Below are 21624 nucleotides of genomic sequence, written 5' to 3' on the forward strand. Positions count from 1 at the left end.
GCCGCACGTGGCCGTCACCATCGGCGCCGTCGCCGCCCACTTCGGCCGCGACCTCCCCCGCGCGCTGGCCAAGGTCGAGGGCATCGTGGCCGGCGCCCGCGAGGCCGGGTGCGACCTGCTGGTGCTGCCCGACGCCGTGCTGGGCGGCTACCTCGACGACCTGCGCGAGCCCACGGCCGCGCCGCCGTCCCTGGCCGCGGACGCACCCGAGCTGCGCGAGGTGGCGCGGATGGCCGGCCCGATGGTGGTCTGCCTGGGCTACGCGGAGGCGGTGGGCGACGTCGTCCACAACGCCGCGGTGTGCGTGACCGGCGACGGGGTGCTCGGCCACCACCGCAAGGTGCACCTGCCCGCAGGTGAGTCACGCGTCTACACCCCGGGCGACCGGTTCGGGGCCTTCGACACCCCGGTCGGCCGGCTGGGCATGCTGATCGACTACGACAAGACCTTCCCCGAGGCCGCGCGCTCGCTGGCGCTGGACGGCGCTCGCGTGCTGGCGTGCCTCTCGGCATGGCCGGCCTCGGTGACCGACCGCGCCGACCGGCTGCCGCAGGACAGGCAGGCCCGGCTCTTCGACCTCTACGACTGTGCCCGGGCCGCGGAGAACCAGGTGGTGTGGGTGTCGTCCAACCAGACCGGCGTGAGCGGCGGGCTGCGCTTCCTGGGGCAGGCCAAGGTGGTGGGGCCCGGCGGCGACGTGCTGTGCCGCACCTCGAGCAAGGGCGGGCTGGCGGTCACCAGCATCGACGTCGACGTCGAGATCGCCCGCGCCCGGCGCACGCTGCACCACCTCGACGAGCTCTCGCGCCCCGCGTACGCCTGGGGGACGCAGTCGTGAGGGTGGCGCTGCTGACCTACTCCACCAAGCCGCGCGGCGGCGTGGTGCACACCCTCGCCCTGGCCGAGTCGCTGGCCCGGCGCGGCGTGGAGGTGGACCTGTGGACGCTCGGCCGCGGGGGCGACACGGCCTTCTTCCGCCAGGTGGAGCCTGCGGTGCGCGTGCACGCGGTGCCGTTCCCGGACGTCGGCGACGCCGTCGGGCCGCGGATCGTGCGGTCCATCTCCGTGCTGGCGGCTGCGTTCGCAGCGCGACGCGAGCACTACGACGTGGTGCACGCCCAGGACTGCATCAGCGCCAACGCCGCCATGGCCTCGGGCCCGTGCGTGCGCACCATCCACCACCTCGACACCTTCACCACGCCCGAGCTCGCGGCCTGCCACGAGCGCGCGGTCGTCGAGCCCGTCGCCCGCATCTGCGTCTCTGCCGCCGTGGCCGGGGAGGTGCGCCGGGGATGGGGCCTGGAGCCCACCGTGATCGCCAACGGGGTGGAGGCGCATCGCTTCGCCGCGGGTGCTCGCGACGACGTCGGCCGCGAGCGCTGGCGTGGCCGGCTGGGGCGCTACGTGTTGGCGGTCGGCGGGATCGAGCCCCGCAAGGGCACGACCGACCTGCTGGAGGCGTTCGCGCTCCTGCGCGCGCGCCACCCCGACGTCGGCCGCGGGCTGCGGCTGGTGCTGGCCGGCGGCGAGACCCTCTTCGACTACCGCGGCTACCGCGGCACCTTCGACCGCCGTGCTGCCGAGCTGGACGTCCAGCCCGAGCTGCTCGGCGTCGTCGCCCACGACGAGCTTCCCGCCCTGGTGGCCGAGGCTGCGGCGCTGGGCTTCGTCTCCACGCAGGAGGGGTTCGGCCTGGCGCCGCTGGAGGCCCTGGCCGCCGGGACGCCCGTGGTGGCCAGGGACCTGCCCGTGCTGCGCGAGGTGCTGGGCGAGGCCGTCGCCTACGCCGCCGACCCCGTCGCGATGGCGGACGCGCTCGCGGCGGTGATCGCCTCGCCACCCGATCCGGCCGCCGGCCGGGCCCGGGCGCAGGCCTTCACCTGGGACGCCGCGGCTGCCGCGCACCTGCGGTTCTACGAGCGACTGGTCACTGCTGCCTAGCCGGCCGTGGTGTCAGCGCTCGGCCCACCAGCGGTGGCAGCGCACCACCTCGCGCGGCCAGGTGTGCTCGTCGGCACCCCACCCCCGCCCCGGGCGACCCGACTCGCCGTCGACCACGAGCGCGTCGAGTCGGGGCTCCCCGCGTCGGGTGCAGTCCGCCGCGACGGCGTCCAGCACCGCCTGCACGCGCTCGGCCGGCGGTCCCTCGCCGTCGAGGTCGAGCGCCCGGGCCAGCTCGGCGTGGGTCAGGGTCGATCGCCGGGCCGCCGCGACGACGAGTGCGGCGCGCGCGGCTGCTGCGGCGGCGGGTGAGTGGTCGGGCGCCGGGGACATGCCGACAGCCTCGCACCCTCGCGAGGGGGAGCACATCGTCACCGGCCCGGCACCGGGGCGCGGGCGTCGTCGTCGGTGTCCGTAGGCTGGCTCCTCTCGCAGTCGCACCGCCCCACCGGACGCCGTCGACGGCTGCCCCCACACACCTGAGCGGAACCACGATGAGCCATCCACACCCCGAGCTGAAGTCCCCCAAGAAGCTGCCCCGCGACGGCCTGCGCGTCGTCGCCCTTGGCGGCCTGGGCGAGATCGGCCGCAACATGACCGTCTTCGAGTACCAGGGCTCGCTCCTGGTCGTGGACTGCGGCGTGCTGTTCCCCGAGGAGCACCAGCCCGGCGTCGACGTGATCCTGCCCGACTTCACCTGGATCCGGGACCGGCTCGACAAGATCGCCGGCATCGTGCTGACCCACGGCCACGAGGACCACATCGGCGGCGTCCCCTACCTGCTGCGCGAGCGCGCCGACATCCCGCTGATCGGCTCCAGGCTGACCCTGGCCCTGATCAAGGAGAAGCTCAAGGAGCACCGGATCCGGCCGCAGCTGCGCGAGGTGCGCGAGGGCGATCGCATCGACGTCGGCGCGTTCGACACCGAGTTCCTGGCGGTCAACCACTCGATCCCCGACGGTCTCGCGGTGGCGATCCGCACCGGCGCGGGCATGGTGCTGCACACCGGCGACTTCAAGATGGACCAGTTCCCGCTGGACGACCGGATCACCGACCTGCGCGGGTTCGCCCGGCTGGCCGACGAGGGCGTCGACCTGTTCCTGGTCGACTCCACCAACGCCGAGGTGCCGGGCTTCGTCCCGTCCGAGCAGGCCCTGACCCCGGCGATCACCCAGGTCTTCCGCACGGCTCCGCGCCGCATCATCGTCTCCAGCTTCGCCAGCCACGTGCACCGGATCCAGCAGGTGCTCGACGCCGCCCACGAGAGCGGACGCAAGGTGGCGCTGGTGGGGCGCTCGATGGTGCGCAACATGGGTGTCGCCCAGGACCTGGGCTACCTGACCGTGCCGGAGGGGCTGATCGTCCCCCTCGAGCAGCTGCAGCGCCTGCCCGCCAACAAGGTCGCCCTGATCTGCACCGGCTCGCAGGGCGAGCCGCTGGCCGCGCTCTCGCGCATGGCCAGCCGTGAGCACAAGATCCGCATCGGCGAGGGCGACACCGTGCTGATGGCCAGCTCGGTGATCCCGGGCAACGAGAACGCCATCTCCAACGTCATCAACGGCCTCACCCGGTGGGGTGCCCACGTGGTGCACAAGGGCAACGCCACGGTGCACGTCTCCGGGCACGCCAGCGCCGGCGAGCTCGTCTACTGCTACAACCTGATCAAGCCGAAGAACGTCATGCCGGTGCACGGCGAGTGGCGCCACCTGCGCGCCAACGCCGACCTGGCCATCAAGACCGGTGTCGACCCCGACCGCGTGGTGATCGCCGAGGACGGCGTGGTGGTCGACCTGGTCAAGGGCCGGGCCTCCATCACCGGCAAGGTGCCGGCCGGCAACGTGTACGTGGACGCCCAGACCGTGGGCGGCGTCACCGACGCCGTCCTCAAGGACCGTCGCACGCTGGCCGAGGAGGGCGTCGTCACCGTGCTGGCCATCGTCGACGCCGACACCGGCAAGCTGGCCGACCGCCCCGACTTCCTGGTGCGCGGGTTCGTGCACGAGCCGACGGCCTTCGACCCCGCCGTCACCGTGGTCGAGAAGGCCCTGGCCCGGGCGGCCTCCGAGGGCATCGGCGACGCCTCGCAGCTAGAGTCGATGATCGGTCGCGAGGTCGGCCGCTGGGCCCAGCGGGCGTTCCGCCGCAGCCCCCTGATCATCCCCGTGGTGGTCGACGCCTGAGCGTCCCCGGCGGTACGGACCCGCTCCCCGCGGGACCCACGTGCACGGTGGCGTCGCCCAGCTTCGGGAGGGCCGCCCCCACCTCGGCCTCGACGGCGTGGGCGACGGCGTGGGCCGCCGCCAGGTCGAGTTCCGGGTCGGCGGTCACGCTGAGCTCCCCGTGCAGCCGGTGCCCGATCCACCGCAGCCGCAGGTCGGCGACGGCGTGGACGCCGGGGACGCGGCTGGCCGCAGCCTCGGCTCGCTCGGTCAGGGCCGGGTCGACGGCGTCCATCAGGCGTCGGTAGACCTCGGTGGCGGCGCCGCGCAGCACCACGAGGATGGCCGCGGTGATCAGCAGACCGACGATCGGGTCGGCCAGCGGCACTCCCAGCAGTGCGCCACCCGCTCCGGCCACGACCGCCAGCGAGGTGAACCCGTCGGTGCGGGCATGCCGACCGTCGGCGACCAGCGCCGCGGACCCGATGCGCCCACCGACCCGGATCCGGTAGGAGGCCACCAGCTCGTTGCCGAGGAAGCCGATGACACCGGCGGCGGCCACGACCCACGGGTGGCTGAGCGGCTGGGGGTCGAGCAGGCGTCGGAACGACTCGACCCCCGCCACGACCGCCGAGACGGCGATCATCACCACGATGAAGACGCCCGCCAGGTCCTCGGCCCGGCCGTAGCCGTAGGTGTAGGCGCGCGTCGTGGCTCGGCGGCCCAGCACGAACGCGATCCACAGCGGCACCGAGGTGAAGGCGTCGGAGAAGTTGTGGATGGTGTCGGCCAGGAGCGCCACCGAGCCGGTGACGGCCACCAGGGCCGCCTGCAGCAGGGCGGTGACGAGCAGGACCACCAGGCTGGTCTTCACCGCGCGGATGCCCTCCGCGCTGGCGCTCAGCGCGTCGTCCACCGAGTCCGCGTGGTCGTGGCTGTGACCCCAGAGCGCCTCCCGCAGGCGCGGCAGGACGCCCGCCGGGTGGTGGTGGATGTGGTCGTGGCCGTCGTGGTGGTGGTCGTCGTGCTCGCCGCCTGATGTCACCAACACATGATGACATGTTCATCTAGGCGTCGGATAGGCTGCCCGTGTGGGTCACGGCACCGAGGGACGCGCGCTGCGCCAGGCGCTGGACGCCGAGACCGCCAAGTCGGTGGCCGCCACCCTGCAGGCTCTCGCCACCCCCAGCCGGCTGCTGATCCTGCAGTCGCTCACCGACGGCGAGCAGACCGTGGGCGAGCTGGTCGAGGCCGTCGGCATGGAGCAGTCCGCGGTCTCCCACCAGCTCAGGCTGCTGCGCAACCTCGGCCTGGTCGCCACCGAGCGCCGCGGCCGCCACATCGTCTACAGCCTCTTCGACGACCACGTCGCCGAGCTCATCGAGCAGGCGATCTTCCACGCCGAGCACCTGCGGCTGGGGCGCCCCGGTCCCCCGGCGCCGTGAGCACCTGATCCGTCCCGGAGCGCCGAGAACCCCCGTCGGGCGCGATGCCGACGGGGGTTCTCGCTTGATGCAGCTGGCGGTGGCGGAGGGATTTGAACCCTCGGTGGACTTGCGCCCACAAACGCTTTCGAGGCGTTCTCCTTAGGCCGCTCGGACACGCCACCGCGGGAGAACATACCGGAGGCCCAGGAGCGGTGCCGAATCGAGTGGCGCGGGTGCGGCCTTCCCCGACACCGGACTTGTCGGCCCGTTGTGCAGCTTGTCGGCCAACGCGTTGGGGGACAAGCTCGGGAGTACCCGGTCGACCGGGAAGATCCCCGACGACCCGGGTCAGCCGATCGTGAACTCCCCCAGCTCGTCCCAGTGGTCGCCCTCCATCAGCACGTTGCGCACCTTGGGGGTCTCCTGCACGTACTGCGGCAGGTCAACCTGGGCCTGCTTGAAGTGGTCGGAGGTCACGTGCGCCTCGGCGGCGTCGTCTCGGAACGCCTCGATGAGCACGTACTCGTTCGGGTCGTCGACGCTGCGCGACCACTGGAAGAAGATGTTGCCGGGCTCGGCTCGCGTGGCCTCGGTGAAGTCCTTCGTCAGCTCGACCCACTGGTCGGCGTGCTCGGGCTTCACCTTCCACTTCACACAGATGAAGATCATGGCCCGACCCTGCCAGAGGCGGGGTGACGACGGCCACCGCTGCTTCTCGCCCAGCGATAACGACCCGTCGCTTCCGTGGCGCGCTACCCTCCGAGTCGTGGAGACGCGTGCCGGCTCGGTGCACCGCACCCTGGAGATCCTCGAGGTCGTCGCCGCCCAGGGCGGCGCCTCCGCGCGCGAGGTCGCGGAGGTCACTGGGCTGCCGCTACCCACCGTCTACCGGCTCGTGCGCGAGCTGCTCGACGGCGACTACCTGGTGCACATCCGCGAGGAGAAGCGCTTCGAGCTCGGCTACAAGCTGCACCAGCTGGGCGTCTCGCTCCACCAGCAGATCGGCGTCCCGCGCGAGGTGCGCGCCGAGGTCACCGCCCTGCACCAGGAGCTGGGCGTCGCGGCCTACTTCGCCGTGCACCGCGGCTCGCAGATCGTCGTCGTCTTCGCCGTCGACTCCCCCGCATGCCCGCGGCTGAGCCCGCTCGACTTCGGCTTCCACGAGGCGCCCCACGCGCACGCGCTCGGCAAGATCCTGCTGGCCGGCATGGACGACGAGGAGCGCGCCCGCGTGCTCGACCAAGAGCCGATGCCGAGCTACGGCCCCGGCACCATCACCTCCTACGCCGAGCTGGACGCGCAGCTGCGCGACGTCGGCGCCCGCGGCGTCGCCTGGGAGTTCGGCGAGTTCCAGGCGGGCGCCACGTGCGCAGCGGCCGCGGTGCGCGGCGGGTCCGGCGCCCTGCTCGGGTCGGTCGCCGTCTCGGCGCCCGACGCCCGGTTCGCCACCGGCCGCGACGACGTCGAGCAGGTGCTGCGACGCACCGCCTCCCGGGTCAGCCGGTTCTACCGATCGGGCAGCACCGCGCTCAGCAGTGGCCGCTGAGGCTGCTCCGCGCGGCTTTATCGCCGAGCGATAACGACCCTTCCCGGCGCACGCCGGCCCTTCCTAGCGTGACCGCAGTCACACGAACCCTGGAGGGGCCATGGCACAACCCAAGACCAACCTCGTCCGCCTGCTGCGCGCGGCCTACCCGCACGCGGACTTCCCGGACGGGCCCTACGAGCGCTGTGCGGAGAAGATCCTGGCGCAGACCGAGGAGTCCCTCTGGCACAAGCTCGCCCTCGAGCAGGGGCTCGACTCGCTCGACGCCCTGGCCGAGCAGGCCGGCGAAGCGGCGTTCGCCAGCCTCGACGACGAGCAGGCGCTGAAGCTGCTGCGCGGCATCGAGGACGCGGAGTTCTTCCGCTTCGTGCGCGGCGTCGCCGTCACCACGCTCTACGACGACCACGAGGTGTGGGCGCTGCTGGGCTACGAGGGCTCCTCCTACGAGCACGGCGGCTACCTGCACCGCGGCTTCGACGACCTGCAGTGGCTGCCCGACCCGCGGATCGAGGAGTACGACGGCCCCGACCAGCTGGTCGAGGTCGCCCCCGACGACGAGCCCGCCCACACAGCCAGCCAGACCAGCCAGACGGGAGCCACCCGATGAGCGCACCGACCACCCCCGAGTCCGCACGCATCCCGCTCGACCAGGAGGCCGTGGTGATCATCGGCTCCGGCGCGGGCGGCGGCACCCTGGCCTACGAGCTCACCGCGAAGGGCATCCCCTGCGTGGTGCTCGAGGCCGGCAGGTACCTCACCGGCGAGGACTACGAGAACGACGAGTGGGCCGCCTTCAACCAGATGGCGTGGCTCGACAACCGCACCGCCTCGGGCCCCTACCGCGTCGCCACCGACTTCCCGAACCTGCCGGCGTGGATCGTCAAGGCGGTCGGCGGCTCCACGACCCACTGGTCGGGCGCGACGCCGCGCTTCAAGGCGCACGAGTTCAAGACGCGCACCTACTACTCGAGCGTCGAGGGCGCCAACCTGCTCGACTGGCCGATCGGCCTCGAGGACCTCGCGCCCTACTACGACCGCGCCGAGATCGCCATCGGCTCCACCCACCGCCACGGCCGCCCGCCGCTGCCGGCCAACAACAACTACAAGGTCCTCGCCAACGGCGCCGAGAAGGTGGGCTACAAGTTCTACGCCACCGGCCCCTACGGCACGAACGCCGAGCCCTACGACGGCCGCCCCGCCTCGGTGCAGGACGGCTTCAACTTCCAGGGCGACAAGCACGGCTCGAAGTGGAGCACCGCGGTGCGCGAGATCCCGCGCGCCATCGCCACCGGCAAGTGCGACCTGCGTCCGCAGAGCCAGGCCGTGCAGGTCACCCACGACGCCCAGGGTCGCGCCAACGCCGTGCTCTACCTCGACGCCGAGGGCAACCTGCACCGTCAGGCCGCCCGCGTCGTCTGCGTGGCCGGCAACTCCATCGAGACGCCGCGCCTGCTGCTGATGAGCGCCAGCTCGCTGCACCCCGACGGCCTGGCCAACTCCTCGGGCCAGGTGGGCCGCAACTACATGCGCCACACCACCGGCTCGGTCTACGCCCGCTTCGACGAGTCGGTGAACATGTACCGCGGCGAGACGATGGCCGGCATCATCGCCGACGAGGCCCGTCACGACACCTCGCGCGGCTTCGCCGGCGGCTACTACATGGAAACCCTCTCGCTGGGCGTCCCGTTCCTCGCCGCCTTCGCCGAGCCAGGCTCGTGGGGCCCGGAGTTCACCGAGATCATGGCCGCCTACCAGCGCACAGCGGGCATGTGGGTCGTCGGTGAGGACATGCCGCAGGAGACCAACCGGGTCACCCTCAACAGCGGCCTGCAGGACCAGTGGGGCCTGCCCTCACCCGACGTGCACTTCGCCGACCACCCCAACGACGTCGCCATGCGCGAGCACGGCTACCAGCGCGCGGACCTGCTCTACGAGGCCGTCGGCGCCACCGGCACGCACCACACCCCGCCCTACCCGGCCACCCACAACCTGGGCACCTGCCGGCTCTCGGCGCGGCCCGAGGACGGCGTCGCCGACGGCTGGGGCCAGGCCCACGACGTGCCGCGGCTGTTCATCAGCGACGGCTCGGCCATGACGACGGGCGCCGCCGCCAACCCCACGCTCACCATCGTGGCGCTGGCGATCCGGCAGGCCGAGTACATCGCCGACCAGCTGGCCGCCGGGACGCTCTGACCCGAGCCGGTCGGCCCACCCCCAGCCACCCCGGCCGCCGCCCGTCCCCCCATGACGGCGGCGGTCGGGGTGAGTCAGTCCCCGCCTCGCCGGTCGAGCAGCGGCACCGCTCCCGCTGATCGAGTAGCGCCGCCCCGAGGCACGAGGGGCGACGCGTACCGAGATCCGGCGACGTGCCTGCGGCAGGGAGCAGTGGGCCGCGCACGCCACCGGCCCACTCGACCGGCGAGGGGCTGCGGTTGTCGGTGGTCGCGTCTAGCGTCGCGCCATGGCACTCATCCCCGGTCAGATCACCATCAACTCCACCGACCCCGCGGCCCTCGCCGGCTGGTGGGCCGAGCGACTGGGCGGGGGTGTGGCCGACACGTTCGGCCCGGACTTCCTGTTCGTGCACGGCGGCACGCTGGGCGCGGTCTCGCTCGCCTTCCAGCGCGTGGAGGAGCTTGCGGTCGGCCAGCGCATCCACCTGGACTTCTCCGCCCCCGACCTCGAGGCCGAGGTGGCCGCGCTCGAGGCCGCCGGCGCCACCGTGGTGGGCCGGCGCGGCGACGAGCACTTCGCCTGGGTCACGTTCGCCGACCCGCAGGGCAACGAGTTCTGCGTGGCCGCGCAGGCCGAGGCGGAGGCCGCCTACGAGACCGAGGGCTGAGCCTGGCCGGCGCCCTCGAGCAGGCGGGCGTCGACGGCGTCGGGGCTGAGCACCGCCTCGAGCGCCATCGCGGCGCAGCCCACCAGCCCGGCGCGGTCGCCGAAGGTGGCGGGCAGCACCTGCAGGTCGCGGGTGGCCAGCGCGGAGGCACGGGCGTAGACGCTCTCGCGCACGCCCGCGGCGTAGGTGTCGAACGCGGCGGCCATGTCGCCGCCGATCACGACCGCCTGTGGGTTGAGCAGGTTGATGGCGACGGCGAGCACCTCGCCCAGGCGGCGTCCGCTCTCGCGCAGCAGGGCGCGCGCCTCGGCGTCCCCGGCCAGCGCCAACCCCGTCAGCTCGCGCACGTGGCCGACCTCGCGGCCCGTCTCGGCCAGCTGCGGCACCAGCGCCCAGCCGGCGGCCACGGTCTCCAGGCAGCCGGTGTCGCCGCAGCGGCAGCGCCGGCCCTGCGCCTCGGCGACCTTGGTGTGCCCGATCTCGCCGGCGGCACCCAGGTGACCGGCCACCACCCGGCCGTCGGCCACGATGCCCAGCCCCAGCCCTGTCGAGGCCTTGACGACGATCAGGTCGTCGTAGGCGGCGCCGTGACCCAGCTGCTCGGAGCGCGCCAGCACGTCGGCATCGTTGGCCACGAACACAGGGGTGCCCGCGCCCAGCGGGGCCAGGTGCGGCACCAGGTCGACGCCGTCCCAGCCGCCCATCACCGGAGAGTCGACGCTGACGCCGCGCACCGGGTCGACCGTGCCGGGCAGGCTGACGCCGATGCCGAGCAGCGCCGGCTGGTCGAGGCCGGCCATCAGCTCGCCGAGCCGGCGCACCACCGGGTCGAGGACGGCGTCGGGCCCGGCTCCGATCTCGTGGTCCAGGGAGTCGGCGGCCAGCTCGGTGCCGGCCAGGTCGAAGACCCCCACCTGCGAGCGGGAGCGCCCGATCGCGGCGGCGAGCACCACGCCGGCGCCGGTGTTGAAGACCAGGCTGCCGGGGGGCCGCCCGCCGGTGGAGGAGAGCTCCTCGCCGAGCAGGAGCAGCCCCGCCTCGGCCAGCGCGGAGACCCGGCTGACGACCGCGGTGCGGGAGAGCCCGGTGAGCCGGCGCAGGTCCGAGCGCGTGTGGGCGCGGCCGGTGCGGACCAGCGCGAGCAGGTCCCCTGCGGTGACAGCCATGTGAACATCCTACTTTGATCTCGAAAAAACGTAAGTCCTGCTTGCTGAAGGCATGCTTCGGGCCTACCGTGGACGTCGTGACCCTCCCCATCACCGAACACGTCGCCACGCTCCCCGTCTGCGACGTCGTCGTCTTCGGCGGCACCGGCGACCTCGCCCTGCGCAAGCTGCTGCCCGCGCTCTACCAGCGCGAGCTCGAGGGCCAGCTGCCCGCCGGCACCCGCGTCATCGGCGTCTCCCGCTCCGAGCTCGACGACGCCGGCTACCGCGAGCGGGTGGCCGCCGGCCTGGCCGAGCACGTCGCCGCGCCTGACCCCGCCGTCGTCGAGCGGCTGCTCGAGCGCGTGCACTACCTGGCGCTCGACGCCGCCCAGCCCGACGACTGGCACCTGCTGCACGGGCTGCTCAAGCAGACCCCGGACACGCGCACCGAGGCCGCCGTCAAGGTGTTCTACCTGGCCGTCTCGCCCAGCCTCTTCGGCCCCATCTCCGAGCGCCTCGGCGAGATCGGCGTCGTCGACGACGACGCCCGCGTGGTGCTGGAGAAGCCGCTGGGCCGCGACCTGGAGTCCGCGCGCGCCATCAACGACGCCGTCGGCGAGGTCTTCGCCGAGCAGCAGATCTTCCGCATCGACCACTACCTGGGCAAGGAGAGCGTGCAGAACCTGCTGGTCACGCGCTTCGCCAACACCTTCCTCGAGCCGCTGTGGAACTCGCGCTGGGTCGACCACGTGCAGATCACCGTGGCCGAGACGCTCGGCGTCGGCGAGCGCGGCAGCTACTACGACACCTCCGGCGCGCTGCGCGACATGGTGCAGAACCACCTGCTGCAGCTGCTGTGCCTGGTGGCCATGGAGCCGCCCACCTACGTGGGCCGCGAGACCGTGCGCGACGAGAAGGTCAAGGTGCTCCAGGCCCTCAAGCCGATGGCCGCCGAGGACGTGGACCGCGACACCGTGCGCGGGCGCTACGTCGAGGGCCTCGTGGGCGGCGAGAAGGTCACCTCCTACGCCACCGACCTGGGGCTGGCGCCCGACGAGGCACCCAGCCGCACCGAGACCTTCGTGGCGCTCAAGACCGAGGTGCGCAACTGGCGCTGGGCCGGCGTCCCGTTCTACCTGCGCACCGGCAAGCGGATGGACTCCCGCTCCTCGGAGATCGTGGTGGTCTTCAAGGAGCCGCCGCACGCGATGTTCCCGCACAGCGAGGGCGGCACCGCCGCCAACCGGCTGCACATCCACATCCAGCCCGACGAGGGCATGCGGCTGCACCTGACGGCCAAGGAGCCCGGCCCCGGCGGCATCCGCCTGCGCCCGGTGAGCCTCGACCTCAGCTACGCCACCACCTTCGACCAGCGCAGTCCCGACGCCTACGAGCGGCTGCTCATGGACGTGATGCGCGGCAACCCGACGCTGTTCATGCGTCGCGACGAGGTGGAGGCCGCCTGGACCTGGATCGAGCCGATCCTGCAGCGGTGGGCCGGCGACGGCCAGCTGCCCAAGCGCTACACCGCCGGCACCAGCGGCCCGACCGCCGCCGCCATGCTCCTCGAGCGTGACGGCCGAACCTGGCAGGAGACCGACCAGTGACCCGACCCACGAGCCGAGCCAGCATGCACCCCGTCGTCGCCGAGGTGACCGCGCGCATCGTCGAGCGCAGCACCACCACCCGCGCCTCCTACCTGGCCCGCATCCGCGCCGCCGCCGAGCGCGGCCCCGCCCGCGGCAAGCTGGGCTGCGCCAACCTGGCGCACGGCTTCGCCGCCTCCGAGCCCGGCGAGAAGCAGGCGCTGCGCCGCACCGTCCCGACCGCCAAGCCCAACGTGGCGATCGTGACCAGCTACAACGACATGCTCTCCGCGCACCAGCCCTACGGCGCCTACCCGCCGGTGCTGAAGAAGGCCGTCGTCCGCGCCGGCGGCATCGCCCAGGTCGCCGGCGGCGTGCCCGCCATGTGCGACGGCATCACCCAGGGCCGCGACGGCATGCAGCTGAGCCTGTTCAGCCGCGACGTGATCGCCATGTCGGCCGGCATCGCGCTGAGCCACGACATGTTCGACGGCGCCCTCATGCTCGGCGTCTGCGACAAGATCGTGCCGGGCCTGTTCATCGGCGCCCTCTCCTTCGGCCACCTGCCCACGGTCTTCGTGCCCGCCGGCCCGATGGCCTCGGGCCTGCCGAACGGCGAGAAGGCCAAGGTCCGCCAGCTCTTCGCCGAGGGCAAGGTCGGCCGCGAGGAGCTGCTCGAGGCCGAGTCGGCGAGCTACCACTCCAAGGGCACCTGCACCTTCTACGGCACCGCCAACTCCAACCAGCTGCTGATGGAGGTCATGGGCCTGCACCTGCCGGGCTCCTCCTTCGTCAACCCCGACACCCCGCTGCGCGACGCCCTCACCCGCGCCGCCGCCGAGCGCGTCGTCGCCATCACCCGCGCCGGCGGGGAGCCGACGCCGATCGGCGAGCTGGTCGACGAGCGCGTGATCGTCAACGCGTGCGTGGCGCTGCTGGCCTCCGGCGGCTCCACCAACCACACCCTGCACCTGGTGGCGATGGCGCGCGCCGCCGGCGTCGTCCTGACCTGGGAGGACCTCTCCGACCTCTCGGCCGTGGTGCCGCTGCTGGCCCGGGTCTACCCCAACGGCCAGGCCGACGTGAACCACTTCCACGCAGCGGGCGGCGTCGGCTACCTGATCCGCACCCTCGTGGGCGGCGGGCTGCTGCACGACGACGTGATGACCGTGATGGGCCGCGGCCTGGCCGCGCACTACACCAAGGAGCCCGTCCTGCGCGGCGACCACCTCACCTGGGAGGAGGGGCCCACCCGCAGCCTCGACACCGAGGTGCTGCGGCCCGTCGAGCAGCCGTTCTCGGCCGACGGCGGCCTCAAGGTGCTGCGCGGCCCGCTCGGCACCGCCGTCATCAAGACCTCCGCGGTCAAGCCGGAGCACCGCGTGGTCACCGCCCCGGCGCTCGTCTTCGACGACCAGGCCGACTTCCTCGCCGCGTTCGCCGCGGGTGAGCTGGAGGGCCGCGACCTGGTCGCCGTCATCCGCTACCAGGGCCCGGCCGCCAACGGCATGCCCGAGCTGCACAAGCTCACTCCGGCCCTCGGCGTGCTGCAGGACCGCGGCCAGAAGGTCGCCATCGTCACCGACGGGCGCATGTCGGGGGCCTCCGGCAAGGTGCCCGCCGCCATCCACGTGACCCCCGAGGCCGCGTGCGGCGGGCCGCTCGCCCGCGTGCGCGACGGCGACCTGGTCACCGTCGACGCGGAGCGCGGCGTCCTCACCCTCGAGGACCCGGCCGTGCTCCACGGGCGCGAGGCCACCGGCCGCGCCCCCCAGGGCGAGGAGTGGGCCGGCACCGGCCGCGAGCTCTTCGCCGCCTTCCGCGCCACCGTGGGCCCGGCCGACGCCGGCGCCAGCGTCTTCCCCGGCTACGCCGCCCCCGCCCAGGAGGTCCCCGTTGTCCAGTCCGTCTGAGGCGCCCGTCCGCCCCGTCCCGCACCAGGGTTCCGTGCTCGACGTCGTCCCCGTGATGCCGGTGGTCGTGCTCGAGCGCCTCGAGCACGCCGTGCCGGTGGCCCGGGCGCTCGTGGCCGGCGGCCTGCCCGCCATCGAGCTGACGCTGCGCACCGAGGTGGCGCTCGAGGCGCTGCGCGCCATCGCCACCGAGGTGCCCGAGATCCTCGTCGGCGCCGGCACCATCCTCTCGCCCGCCCAGGCGCAGGAGGCCCGCGACGCCGGTGCCCGGTTCCTGGTCTCGCCGGGCGCCACGCCGGCGCTGCTGGCCGGGATGCTCGACACCGGGCTGCCGTTCCTGCCCGGCACCGCCACCGTCTCGGAGGTGCTCGCCGTGCTCGAGGCCGGCGTCACCGAGATGAAGTTCTTCCCCGCCGAGGCCTCCGGCGGCGCGCCCTACCTGAAGTCCCTCGCCTCGCCGGTGCCCACGGCGCGCTTCTGCCCCACGGGCGGGATCACGGCGGCGTCCGCGCCCGCCTACCTGGCGCTGCCCAACGTGGGTTGCGTCGGCGGCTCCTGGCTCACCCCCGCCGACGTGCTGGCCGCCGAGGACTGGGGCCGCGTCGAGACGCTGGCCCGCGAGGCGGCCGCGCTGCGCTGAGGTCGCCGCTCCGGGCGGCGCCGCCCGGGGGTAGCGGTGCGTGGGTGACCGAACCGCGCCGTCGAACGGTCACTGACGCACCGCCACCCGGCGGCCGGGGTACCGCAGCCACCGAACTCCGCCGTCACACGGTCACCGAGGCACCGCCACCCCCGGGCGAGCCCGACCACTCACCGCGGGCTATCCACCGCTGGCCGAACGGATGGTGCCGATCGCGCGCGACTGACGTACCGTCGGCGTCGGCCGTCGAGCAGCTGGGAGGGTGCACGGTGACGCAGCAGGACTCGGGAACACTCGTCCCGGCGGTGACCGCCGAGACCGCAGCGGTGACGCCGCCCACGGTGGGCGCGATCCTGCGCCGCGTCGGCAGCACCCTCGTGGTCGCGTGCGTGATGCCGGTGTCGCTGTTCTACGGCGTGTTCTCGCTCGCCGGCTTCGAGCTCGCCATGGCGGCGGCGCTCGGCTGGGCCTACGGCGCCATCGCGTGGCGCCACCTCACCGGCCGCCGCACCTCGGGCCTGCTGGTGCTGACGGCGATCATCCTCACCGGCCGCACCGTCGTCGCGCTCCTCGCCGACAGCGCGTTCCTCTACTTCCTGCAGCCGATCATCAGCGACTCCGTGGTGGGGCTGGCCTTCCTGCTCTCCCTGGTGAGCGCCCGCCCGATGGTCGCCCGCCTGGCCGGCGACTTCTACCCGATGGACCACGAGGTCTCGCTCCGCCCGCGGGTGCGCCGCCTGTTCCACTGGCTGACCGTCTCGTGGGCCGCGCTGTGCCTGGGCAAGTCGGTGGGCATGTTCTGGGTGCTCAACGCCAGCTCGATCGACACCTACGTGCTCGTGCAGAGCATCTCGGCTCCGACGCTGAACTTCCTGGCCGCCGGGCTCACCATCGCGTGCGCCGTCGTGGTGGCGCGGGCCGAGGGCCTGATGCCGTGCGCCAAGAACAGCGCGCCCGTCATCGCCGCCGGCTGAAGAACTCCTCCAGCAGCGCGGCGCACTCGCGCTCCAGCACCCCGCCGACGACGTCGGGCCGGTGGTTGAGCCGCCGGTCGCGCACCACGTCCCACAGGCTGCCCACGGCACCCGCCTTGGGGTCCCAGGCGCCGATGACGACGCGCTCCACCCGGCTCAGCACCGCGGCGCCGGCGCACATGGTGCAGGGCTCGAGGGTCACCACGAGCGTGCAGCCCTCCAGCCGCCACTCCCCGCGCTCGAGCGCCGCGGCCCGCAGCGCCACCACCTCGGCGTGACCGGTCGGGTCGGCCTGCGCCTCCCGCACGTTGCGGCCCGCACCCAGCACCCGGCCGGCGTCGTCGACCACCACCGCGCCGATCGGCACGTCACCGTCGGCCTCCGCGGCGCGCGCCTGCACCAGGGCGGCGCGCATGGGGGCCTCCCAGCGGACGTGTTGCCCGGGCTGCCCGGGCCTCCCCTCGGTCCCGCCGCCGCTCATCAGACCGGCGCGAGCCCCACCCAGTCGTCGAAGAGCTCTCCGAAGCCGAGCTGGTCGGCGATCTCGGAGAGCACCTCCTCGGGCAGCAGCTCGTCGTCCTCGAGCAGGTCGGTGAGGTCCTCGGCGCTGACGCCGAGGTCGGCCAGGATCGCCAGGTCGCCCGCGGGCACCGGCTCCTCCTCGTCCTCGGCGTCCAGGGCGAGCTCGGTGAGGCCGAGCAGCGTGAGCGCCGACTCCGCGACGTCCCACTCCTCGGCGGCGGTGACGTCGGAGAGCAGCACCCGGGTGCTGTCGCCGACCACCCGCACCAGCACGAGGAAGTCCTCCTCGACCGAGATCAGCGCCAGCGCGACGCCGTCGTCGGAGGGCACCCGGCGCAGGCCGGCCGCGATCGCACCGACGTCGTCGAGGAGCTCGGTGACCAGGTCGTCGACCTGCCACTCCCCGGCGCGCCGGTAGGCGACGACGGCCACGTCGAGCTCGTCGTCGGACTCCGCGTCCGTGCCGGGGGTGTCCACGTGCCCAGAGTGGCACGCGGGGGCCCCGGGGGCCAGCGGGATCGACGCCGGGTCCGGCATCGATAGGCTGCCGCCCATGCGCACCCACGTCGTCGACCACCCGCTCGTGGCCCACAAGCTGACGACGCTGCGCGACGAGCGCACCGACTCGCCCACGTTCCGCAACCTCACCGACGAGCTGGTCACGCTGCTGGCCTACGAGGCCACCCGCGACGTGCGCGTGGAGCCGCAGGAGATCCGCACCCCCGTGGCCGCGACGACCGGCGTGCGCCTGGCGCGCCCCCGCCCGCTGGTGGTGCCGATCCTGCGCGCCGGTCTGGGCATGCTCGACGGCATGATGCGCCTGCTGCCCACCGCCGAGGTGGGCTTCCTGGGCATGGTGCGCAACGAGGAGACGCTGCAGGCCTCCACCTACGCCGAGCGGCTGCCCGAGGACCTCTCCGGCCGCCAGTGCTACGTGCTCGACCCGATGCTCGCCACGGGCGGCACCCTGGCCGCCGCCATCCGCTTCCTGGTCGACCGCGGCGCCGACCACATCACCGCCGTCTGCCTGCTCACCGCACCCGAGGGGTGCGCGCGCCTCGAGGAGCTCCTCCAGGACCTCGAGGTGCCGGTGACGGTGGTGACCGCCGCCATGGACGAGCGGCTCGACGAGAAGGGCTACATCGTGCCCGGCCTCGGCGACGCCGGCGACCGGCTCTACGGCCTGGCGGAGTAGCCACCGGCCGCCGCGGAGCCACGGGCCGCAGCACCGGGAGACGTAGGTCACGCCCACGCAGGGCCCGGTGCCGCTAGGTTGACGCGAGTTCCCGACACCCTGCTTGGAGGCACCGATGCGCATCGGCGTCCCGCGCGAGTCGGCGAGCGGCCAGACCCTGGTCGCCGCCACCGCCACCACCGCCGCCCGGCTGCAGAAGCTGGGCTACGACGTCGTCGTCGAGCGCGGCGCCGGTGAGGGCGCCGACGTGCCCGACGCCGCCTACACCGCCGAGGGCGTGCGGGTCGGCGAGGCCGAGGAGGTGTGGGCCAGCGACGTCGTCGTCAAGGTCGACGCCCCCACCGAGGCGGAGATCGCGCAGCTGCGCCCCGGCGCCACCGTGGTGGGCATGCTCGCCCCGGCGCGCAGCCCCGAGCTCGTCCAGCGCCTCTCCGACGCCAGGGTGACGGCGCTGGCCATGGATGCCGTGCCGCGCATCTCGCGCGCCCAGTCGATGGACGTGCTCTCCTCGATGGCCAACGTGGCCGGCTACCGCGCCGTGGTCGAGGCCGCGCACGCGTTCGGCCGCCAGTTCACCGGCCAGGTCACCGCGGCCGGCAAGATCCCGCCCGCCCGGGTCTTCGTCGTCGGTGCCGGCGTGGCCGGGCTGGCCGCCATCGGCGCCGCCAACAGCATGGGCGCGATCGTGCGCGCGTTCGACGTGCGCCCCGAGGTGGCCGAGCAGGTCGAGTCGATGGGCGCGGAGTTCGTGCGCGTCGAGATGGAGCAGGAGGTCTCCTCCGACGGCTACGCCAAGGAGATGACCGCCGAGCAGGAGGCCGCCACCGCCGCGATGTACGACGAGGAGGCGCGCAACGCCGACATCGTCATCACCACCGCGCTGATCCCCGGCCGTCCGGCTCCCGTGCTCGTGCGTGCCGAGACCGTGGCCGGGATGAAGAACGGCTCGGTGATCGTCGACATGGCCGCCGCCAACGGCGGCAACTGCGAGCTGACGCAGCGCGACCAGCGCGTCGTCACCGACAACCTCGTCACGATCCTCGGCTACACCGACCTCGCCGGCCGCCTGGCCGCCCAGACCTCGCAGCTCTACGGCACCAACATCGTCAACCTGATGACGCTGCTCACCCCCGAGAAGGACGGCGAGCTGCGCCTCGACCTCGACGACGTCGTGCAGCGCGGCCTGACCGTCGTCCGCGCCGGCGAGGTGATGTGGCCCCCGCCGCCCGTGCAGGTCTCGGCCGCGCCGGCGGCCACACCCGAGCCCGCTGCCACCGCGGCGCCGGAGCCGGCCGCACCCAAGCCGCCACCCGACCCGCGCCGCAAGTACTACGCCGCCGGCCTCGGAGCAGTGCTCTTCGCGCTCGCCGCGGCCTACGCGCCACCGGACTTCCTGGCGCACATCACCGTGTTCGTGCTCGCGGTCTTCGTGGGCTACTACGTGATCTCCAACGTGGCGCACGCCCTGCACACGCCGCTGATGGCCGAGACCAACGCGATCTCCGGGATCATCCTGGTCGGCGGCATCCTGCAGGTGGGCAACGAGAACATCGCGGTCTCGCTGCTGGCGGTGGTCGCGGTGCTGGTGGCGAGCATCAACATCTTCGGCGGCTTCCTCGTGACGCTGCGCATGCTCCAGATGTTCCGGAAGGGCTGAGCCGATGACCGACCTCCTGCTCTCCGAGGAGCTGACCGGCCTGGTGCAGGCCGGCTACGTGATCGCCGCGGTGCTGTTCATCGCCGCCCTGGCCGGGCTCTCCAAGCACGAGACCGCCAAGCGCGGCAACATCGCCGGCATGGTGGGCATGGGCATCGCCCTGCTCTCCACCCTCGTGCTGGCCGCCCAGAACGCCGAGGCCGGCTACGGCCGCGGTGTGGCGCTCACCCTGGTGCTGGCTCTCGTCCCGATGGCGATCGGCGGCGTCATCGGCGCCCGCCGCGCGCGCAGCGTCGAGATGACCGGCATGCCCGAGCTGATCGCACTGCTGCACAGCTTCGTCGGCCTCGCCGCGGTGCTCGTCGGCATCAACGCCTTCGTGGAGTACGGGCCCTTCGCCGACGGCGTCGCCAACGTGGAGATCTTCCTCGGGGTGTTCATCGGCGCGGTCACCTTCACCGGCTCGATCGTGGCCAACCTCAAGCTCAGCGCGAAGATGAAGTCCTCCCCGCTGGTGCTGCCCGCCCGGCACCTGCTCAACCTGGCGATCATCGTCGTCTCGTTCGTGCTGCTGCTGTGGTTCGCCGGCAGCGACGCCACCTTCGGCGACTCCTCGTTGCGGATCGCCATCTTCCCGCTGCTGCTGATGCTGGCGCTCGCGCTGTTCCTCGGGTTCCACCTCGTGGCCGCGATCGGCGGCGGCGACATGCCGGTCGTCGTCTCGATGCTCAACAGCTACTCGGGCTGGGCCGCGGCCGCCGCCGGCTTCACCCTCGGCAACGACCTGCTCATCATCACCGGCGCGCTCGTCGGCTCCTCGGGTGCGATCCTCAGCTACATCATGTGCCAGGCCATGAACCGCTCGTTCGTCTCGGTGATCGCCGGCGGCTTCGGCTCCGACGGCACCGTCACCGGCGAGGCCCGCGACTACGGCGAGCACCGCGAGATCCAGGCCGCCGAGACCGCCGAGCTGCTGGCCGGGGCCTCCTCCGTCGTCATCACGCCCGGCTACGGCATGGCCGTGGCCCAGGCGCAGTACCCGGTGGCCGAGCTGACCCGCCGCCTGCGCGCCGCGGGGGTCGAGGTGCGCTTCGGCATCCACCCGGTCGCCGGTCGGCTGCCCGGCCACATGAACGTGCTGCTCGCCGAGGCCAAGGTGCCCTACGACATCGTGCTCGAGATGGACGAGATCAACGAGGACCTCGCTCAGACCGACGTCGTGCTCGTGATCGGCGCCAACGACACCGTCAACCCGGCCGCGCAGGACGAGCCCGGCTCCCCGATCGCCGGCATGCCGGTGCTCGAGGTGTGGCACGCCCGCGACGTCGTCGTCTTCAAGCGCTCGATGGCCACCGGCTACGCCGGCGTGCAGAACCCGCTGTTCTTCCGCGAGAACACCCAGATGCTGTTCGGCGACGCCAAGGACCAGGTCGAGGCGATCGTCGCGGCGCTGCCCGTGCGCGCCTGACCTCGCCGCCCGGGAGGGTCACCCACCGAGCGGGAGCTCGGCCAGCACCTCGTGGCGCGGACGGCGTCGGGGGCCCTCGCCGAGGTGCGAGGCCACCAGCTCGAGGTGCTCGGCGCGCCACGCCGGGCCGTCGTAGGCGTCGAGCAGGCGCACCCACGAGGTCAGCTGGGTGGGTCGACCGCATCGCGCGACGGTGAGGTGCGGGCGGAAGCGCTGGCCGTCGACGACGACGCCGGCCGCCACCGCGGCGTTGCGGGCCCCGGTGGCGAGGGCCGCGAGCTCGGCCTCGCCGCCGGGGTCGGTGCGCAGCCCTGCCCACAGCACCCGACCGCGGTCCGGGTCGGGGAAGGCGCCGCCGCCGGCGACCGCCAGGTCCGGCGGACGCCGACGGCTCGCAGCCACGGCGAGGCGCTCGAGCAGGTCGTCGAGCAGGTGGTCGGGCACCTGCGGGCAGAACGCGAGCGTGAGGTGCAGCTGGTCGGCGGGCGTCCAGCGGAAGGGGGCGGCGGCGCGGCGCACCTCGAGGAAGTCGTCGAGGTGCTGCGCGGCCTCCTCGGGTGGGCGGAGGGCGACGAAGAGGCGGTGCATCGCCGGCCATGCTGGGTG

Annotated in this window: 22 protein-coding genes and 1 tRNA gene; 15 read left to right on the forward strand and 8 right to left on the reverse strand. The window is 73.3% G+C overall.

Annotated features, from left to right (window positions below):
* Nucleotides 1–7 precede the first annotated feature (7 nt).
* Together ABD948_RS12500 and ABD948_RS12505 are read left to right on the forward strand one after the other, a co-directional pair.
* Complete coding sequence (locus ABD948_RS12500; protein WP_345266227.1) at nt 8–838, forward strand: carbon-nitrogen hydrolase family protein; 831 nt, start codon at nt 8–10, stop codon at nt 836–838.
* A complete protein-coding gene (locus ABD948_RS12505; RefSeq protein ID WP_345266229.1) occupies nt 835–1941 on the forward strand; it encodes an MSMEG_0565 family glycosyltransferase in 1107 nt (368 codons plus the stop codon). The genes ABD948_RS12500 and ABD948_RS12505 overlap by 4 nt, the downstream gene beginning before the upstream one ends.
* A gap of 12 nt (nt 1942–1953) precedes the next feature.
* Here the strand turns inward: ABD948_RS12505 and ABD948_RS12510 are convergent, their stop codons facing one another.
* Entirely contained in the window at nt 1954–2274 is a 321-nt protein-coding gene (locus ABD948_RS12510) for a hypothetical protein (RefSeq protein WP_345266231.1), read from the reverse strand.
* A 161-nt stretch (nt 2275–2435) separates the two neighbouring features.
* On the opposite strand from ABD948_RS12510, the gene ABD948_RS12515 reads away from it, so the two are divergent.
* On the forward strand, nt 2436–4121 hold the full coding sequence (locus ABD948_RS12515; RefSeq protein WP_345266233.1) for a ribonuclease J: 1686 nt from the start codon (nt 2436–2438) through the stop codon (nt 4119–4121).
* On the opposite strand, the gene ABD948_RS12520 is transcribed toward ABD948_RS12515, so the two are convergent.
* Nucleotides 4096–5145 (reverse strand): cation diffusion facilitator family transporter, encoded by a 1050-nt coding sequence (locus ABD948_RS12520; protein ID WP_345266235.1) that lies wholly within the window; start codon nt 5143–5145, stop codon nt 4096–4098. The two genes, ABD948_RS12515 and ABD948_RS12520, sit on opposite strands and share 26 nt — an antisense overlap.
* 46 nt (nt 5146–5191) lie before the next feature.
* Between ABD948_RS12520 and ABD948_RS12525 the strand changes: the two genes are divergently transcribed.
* On the forward strand, nt 5192–5545 hold the full coding sequence (locus ABD948_RS12525) for an ArsR/SmtB family transcription factor (protein ID WP_345266237.1): 354 nt from the start codon (nt 5192–5194) through the stop codon (nt 5543–5545).
* A gap of 74 nt (nt 5546–5619) precedes the next feature.
* On the opposite strand, the gene ABD948_RS12530 is transcribed toward ABD948_RS12525, so the two are convergent.
* Together ABD948_RS12530 and ABD948_RS12535 are read right to left on the reverse strand one after the other, a co-directional pair.
* Nucleotides 5620–5709, reverse strand: a tRNA-Ser gene (locus tag ABD948_RS12530).
* A 166-nt stretch (nt 5710–5875) separates the two neighbouring features.
* The gene (locus ABD948_RS12535; protein WP_345266239.1) at nt 5876–6196 is read right to left on the reverse strand and encodes a putative quinol monooxygenase; all 321 of its coding nucleotides are present in this window, start codon (nt 6194–6196) and stop codon (nt 5876–5878) included.
* Nucleotides 6197–6293: 97 nt separating this feature from the next.
* Here ABD948_RS12535 and ABD948_RS12540 point away from each other — a divergent pair, with 97 nt between their 5' ends.
* From ABD948_RS12540 to ABD948_RS12555, 4 genes are all read left to right on the forward strand, one after another.
* Nucleotides 6294–7073, forward strand: a complete 780-nt coding sequence (locus ABD948_RS12540; RefSeq protein WP_345266241.1) for an IclR family transcriptional regulator — start codon at nt 6294–6296, stop codon at nt 7071–7073.
* A 100-nt stretch (nt 7074–7173) separates the two neighbouring features.
* Nucleotides 7174–7680 (forward strand): hypothetical protein, encoded by a 507-nt coding sequence (locus ABD948_RS12545; protein WP_345266243.1) that lies wholly within the window; start codon nt 7174–7176, stop codon nt 7678–7680.
* Nucleotides 7677–9266 (forward strand): GMC family oxidoreductase, encoded by a 1590-nt coding sequence (locus ABD948_RS12550; RefSeq protein WP_345266245.1) that lies wholly within the window; start codon nt 7677–7679, stop codon nt 9264–9266. The genes ABD948_RS12545 and ABD948_RS12550 overlap by 4 nt, the downstream gene beginning before the upstream one ends.
* A gap of 268 nt (nt 9267–9534) precedes the next feature.
* Nucleotides 9535–9915: a VOC family protein gene (locus ABD948_RS12555; protein ID WP_345266247.1), complete on the forward strand. Its 381-nt coding sequence runs from the start codon at nt 9535–9537 to the stop codon at nt 9913–9915.
* Here ABD948_RS12555 and ABD948_RS12560 read toward each other — a convergent pair.
* A complete protein-coding gene (locus ABD948_RS12560; protein ID WP_345266249.1) occupies nt 9897–11081 on the reverse strand; it encodes an ROK family protein in 1185 nt (394 codons plus the stop codon). The two genes, ABD948_RS12555 and ABD948_RS12560, sit on opposite strands and share 19 nt — an antisense overlap.
* A 77-nt stretch (nt 11082–11158) precedes the next feature.
* On the opposite strand from ABD948_RS12560, the gene zwf reads away from it, so the two are divergent.
* The 4 genes from zwf to ABD948_RS12580 all read left to right on the forward strand — a co-directional run bounded on the left by zwf (nt 11159) and on the right by ABD948_RS12580 (nt 16176).
* Complete coding sequence (gene zwf / locus ABD948_RS12565) at nt 11159–12670, forward strand: glucose-6-phosphate dehydrogenase (protein ID WP_345266251.1); 1512 nt, start codon at nt 11159–11161, stop codon at nt 12668–12670.
* Nucleotides 12671–12693: 23 nt separating this feature from the next.
* A complete protein-coding gene (gene edd, locus ABD948_RS12570) occupies nt 12694–14562 on the forward strand; it encodes a phosphogluconate dehydratase (protein ID WP_345266253.1) in 1869 nt (622 codons plus the stop codon).
* Nucleotides 14563–14596: 34 nt separating this feature from the next.
* A complete protein-coding gene (eda, locus tag ABD948_RS12575; RefSeq protein WP_345266255.1) occupies nt 14597–15202 on the forward strand; it encodes a bifunctional 4-hydroxy-2-oxoglutarate aldolase/2-dehydro-3-deoxy-phosphogluconate aldolase in 606 nt (201 codons plus the stop codon).
* Nucleotides 15203–15471: 269 nt separating this feature from the next.
* Nucleotides 15472–16176, forward strand: a complete 705-nt coding sequence (locus ABD948_RS12580) for a VC0807 family protein (protein ID WP_345266257.1) — start codon at nt 15472–15474, stop codon at nt 16174–16176.
* Here ABD948_RS12580 and tadA read toward each other — a convergent pair.
* Entirely contained in the window at nt 16160–16591 is a 432-nt protein-coding gene (gene tadA / locus ABD948_RS12585) for a tRNA adenosine(34) deaminase TadA (protein ID WP_345266259.1), read from the reverse strand. The genes ABD948_RS12580 and tadA overlap by 17 nt on opposite strands.
* Nucleotides 16592–16656: 65 nt before the next feature.
* Complete coding sequence (locus tag ABD948_RS12590) at nt 16657–17175, reverse strand: tRNA adenosine deaminase-associated protein (RefSeq protein WP_345266261.1); 519 nt, start codon at nt 17173–17175, stop codon at nt 16657–16659.
* A gap of 76 nt (nt 17176–17251) precedes the next feature.
* On the opposite strand from ABD948_RS12590, the gene upp reads away from it, so the two are divergent.
* The 3 genes from upp to pntB all read left to right on the forward strand — a co-directional run bounded on the left by upp (nt 17252) and on the right by pntB (nt 21018).
* Nucleotides 17252–17893: a uracil phosphoribosyltransferase gene (upp, locus tag ABD948_RS12595; protein WP_345266263.1), complete on the forward strand. Its 642-nt coding sequence runs from the start codon at nt 17252–17254 to the stop codon at nt 17891–17893.
* A 115-nt stretch (nt 17894–18008) separates the two neighbouring features.
* Nucleotides 18009–19550 (forward strand): Re/Si-specific NAD(P)(+) transhydrogenase subunit alpha, encoded by a 1542-nt coding sequence (locus tag ABD948_RS12600; protein ID WP_345266265.1) that lies wholly within the window; start codon nt 18009–18011, stop codon nt 19548–19550.
* Between the two features lie 4 nt (nt 19551–19554).
* Nucleotides 19555–21018 carry a Re/Si-specific NAD(P)(+) transhydrogenase subunit beta gene (gene pntB / locus ABD948_RS12605; RefSeq protein WP_345266267.1) on the forward strand — a complete coding sequence of 488 codons (1464 nt, stop codon included), beginning with the start codon at nt 19555–19557 and terminating at the stop codon, nt 21016–21018.
* An 18-nt stretch (nt 21019–21036) separates the two neighbouring features.
* On the opposite strand, the gene thpR is transcribed toward pntB, so the two are convergent.
* Entirely contained in the window at nt 21037–21606 is a 570-nt protein-coding gene (gene thpR / locus ABD948_RS12610) for an RNA 2',3'-cyclic phosphodiesterase (protein WP_345266269.1), read from the reverse strand.
* Between the last annotated feature and the right edge of the window lie 18 nt (nt 21607–21624).

This window comes from Nocardioides nanhaiensis (genome assembly GCF_039542785.1).
GTDB lineage: Bacteria > Actinomycetota > Actinomycetes > Propionibacteriales > Nocardioidaceae > Nocardioides > Nocardioides nanhaiensis.

Coding starts and splice junctions, on each gene's coding strand:
- ABD948_RS12510 (WP_345266231.1), bottom strand. CDS start 2,274: ATGTCCCCGGCGCCCGACCACTCACCCGCCGCCGCAGCAGCCGCGCGC.
- ABD948_RS12515 (WP_345266233.1), top strand. CDS start 2,436: ATGAGCCATCCACACCCCGAGCTGAAGTCCCCCAAGAAGCTGCCCCGC.
- ABD948_RS12535 (WP_345266239.1), bottom strand. CDS start 6,196: ATGATCTTCATCTGTGTGAAGTGGAAGGTGAAGCCCGAGCACGCCGAC.
- ABD948_RS12545 (WP_345266243.1), top strand. CDS start 7,174: ATGGCACAACCCAAGACCAACCTCGTCCGCCTGCTGCGCGCGGCCTAC.
- ABD948_RS12550 (WP_345266245.1), top strand. CDS start 7,677: ATGAGCGCACCGACCACCCCCGAGTCCGCACGCATCCCGCTCGACCAG.
- ABD948_RS12555 (WP_345266247.1), top strand. CDS start 9,535: ATGGCACTCATCCCCGGTCAGATCACCATCAACTCCACCGACCCCGCG.
- ABD948_RS12560 (WP_345266249.1), bottom strand. CDS start 11,081: ATGGCTGTCACCGCAGGGGACCTGCTCGCGCTGGTCCGCACCGGCCGC.
- edd (WP_345266253.1), top strand. CDS start 12,694: ATGCACCCCGTCGTCGCCGAGGTGACCGCGCGCATCGTCGAGCGCAGC.
- tadA (WP_345266259.1), bottom strand. CDS start 16,591: ATGCGCGCCGCCCTGGTGCAGGCGCGCGCCGCGGAGGCCGACGGTGAC.
- upp (WP_345266263.1), top strand. CDS start 17,252: ATGCGCACCCACGTCGTCGACCACCCGCTCGTGGCCCACAAGCTGACG.
- ABD948_RS12600 (WP_345266265.1), top strand. CDS start 18,009: ATGCGCATCGGCGTCCCGCGCGAGTCGGCGAGCGGCCAGACCCTGGTC.
- pntB (WP_345266267.1), top strand. CDS start 19,555: ATGACCGACCTCCTGCTCTCCGAGGAGCTGACCGGCCTGGTGCAGGCC.
- thpR (WP_345266269.1), bottom strand. CDS start 21,606: ATGCACCGCCTCTTCGTCGCCCTCCGCCCACCCGAGGAGGCCGCGCAG.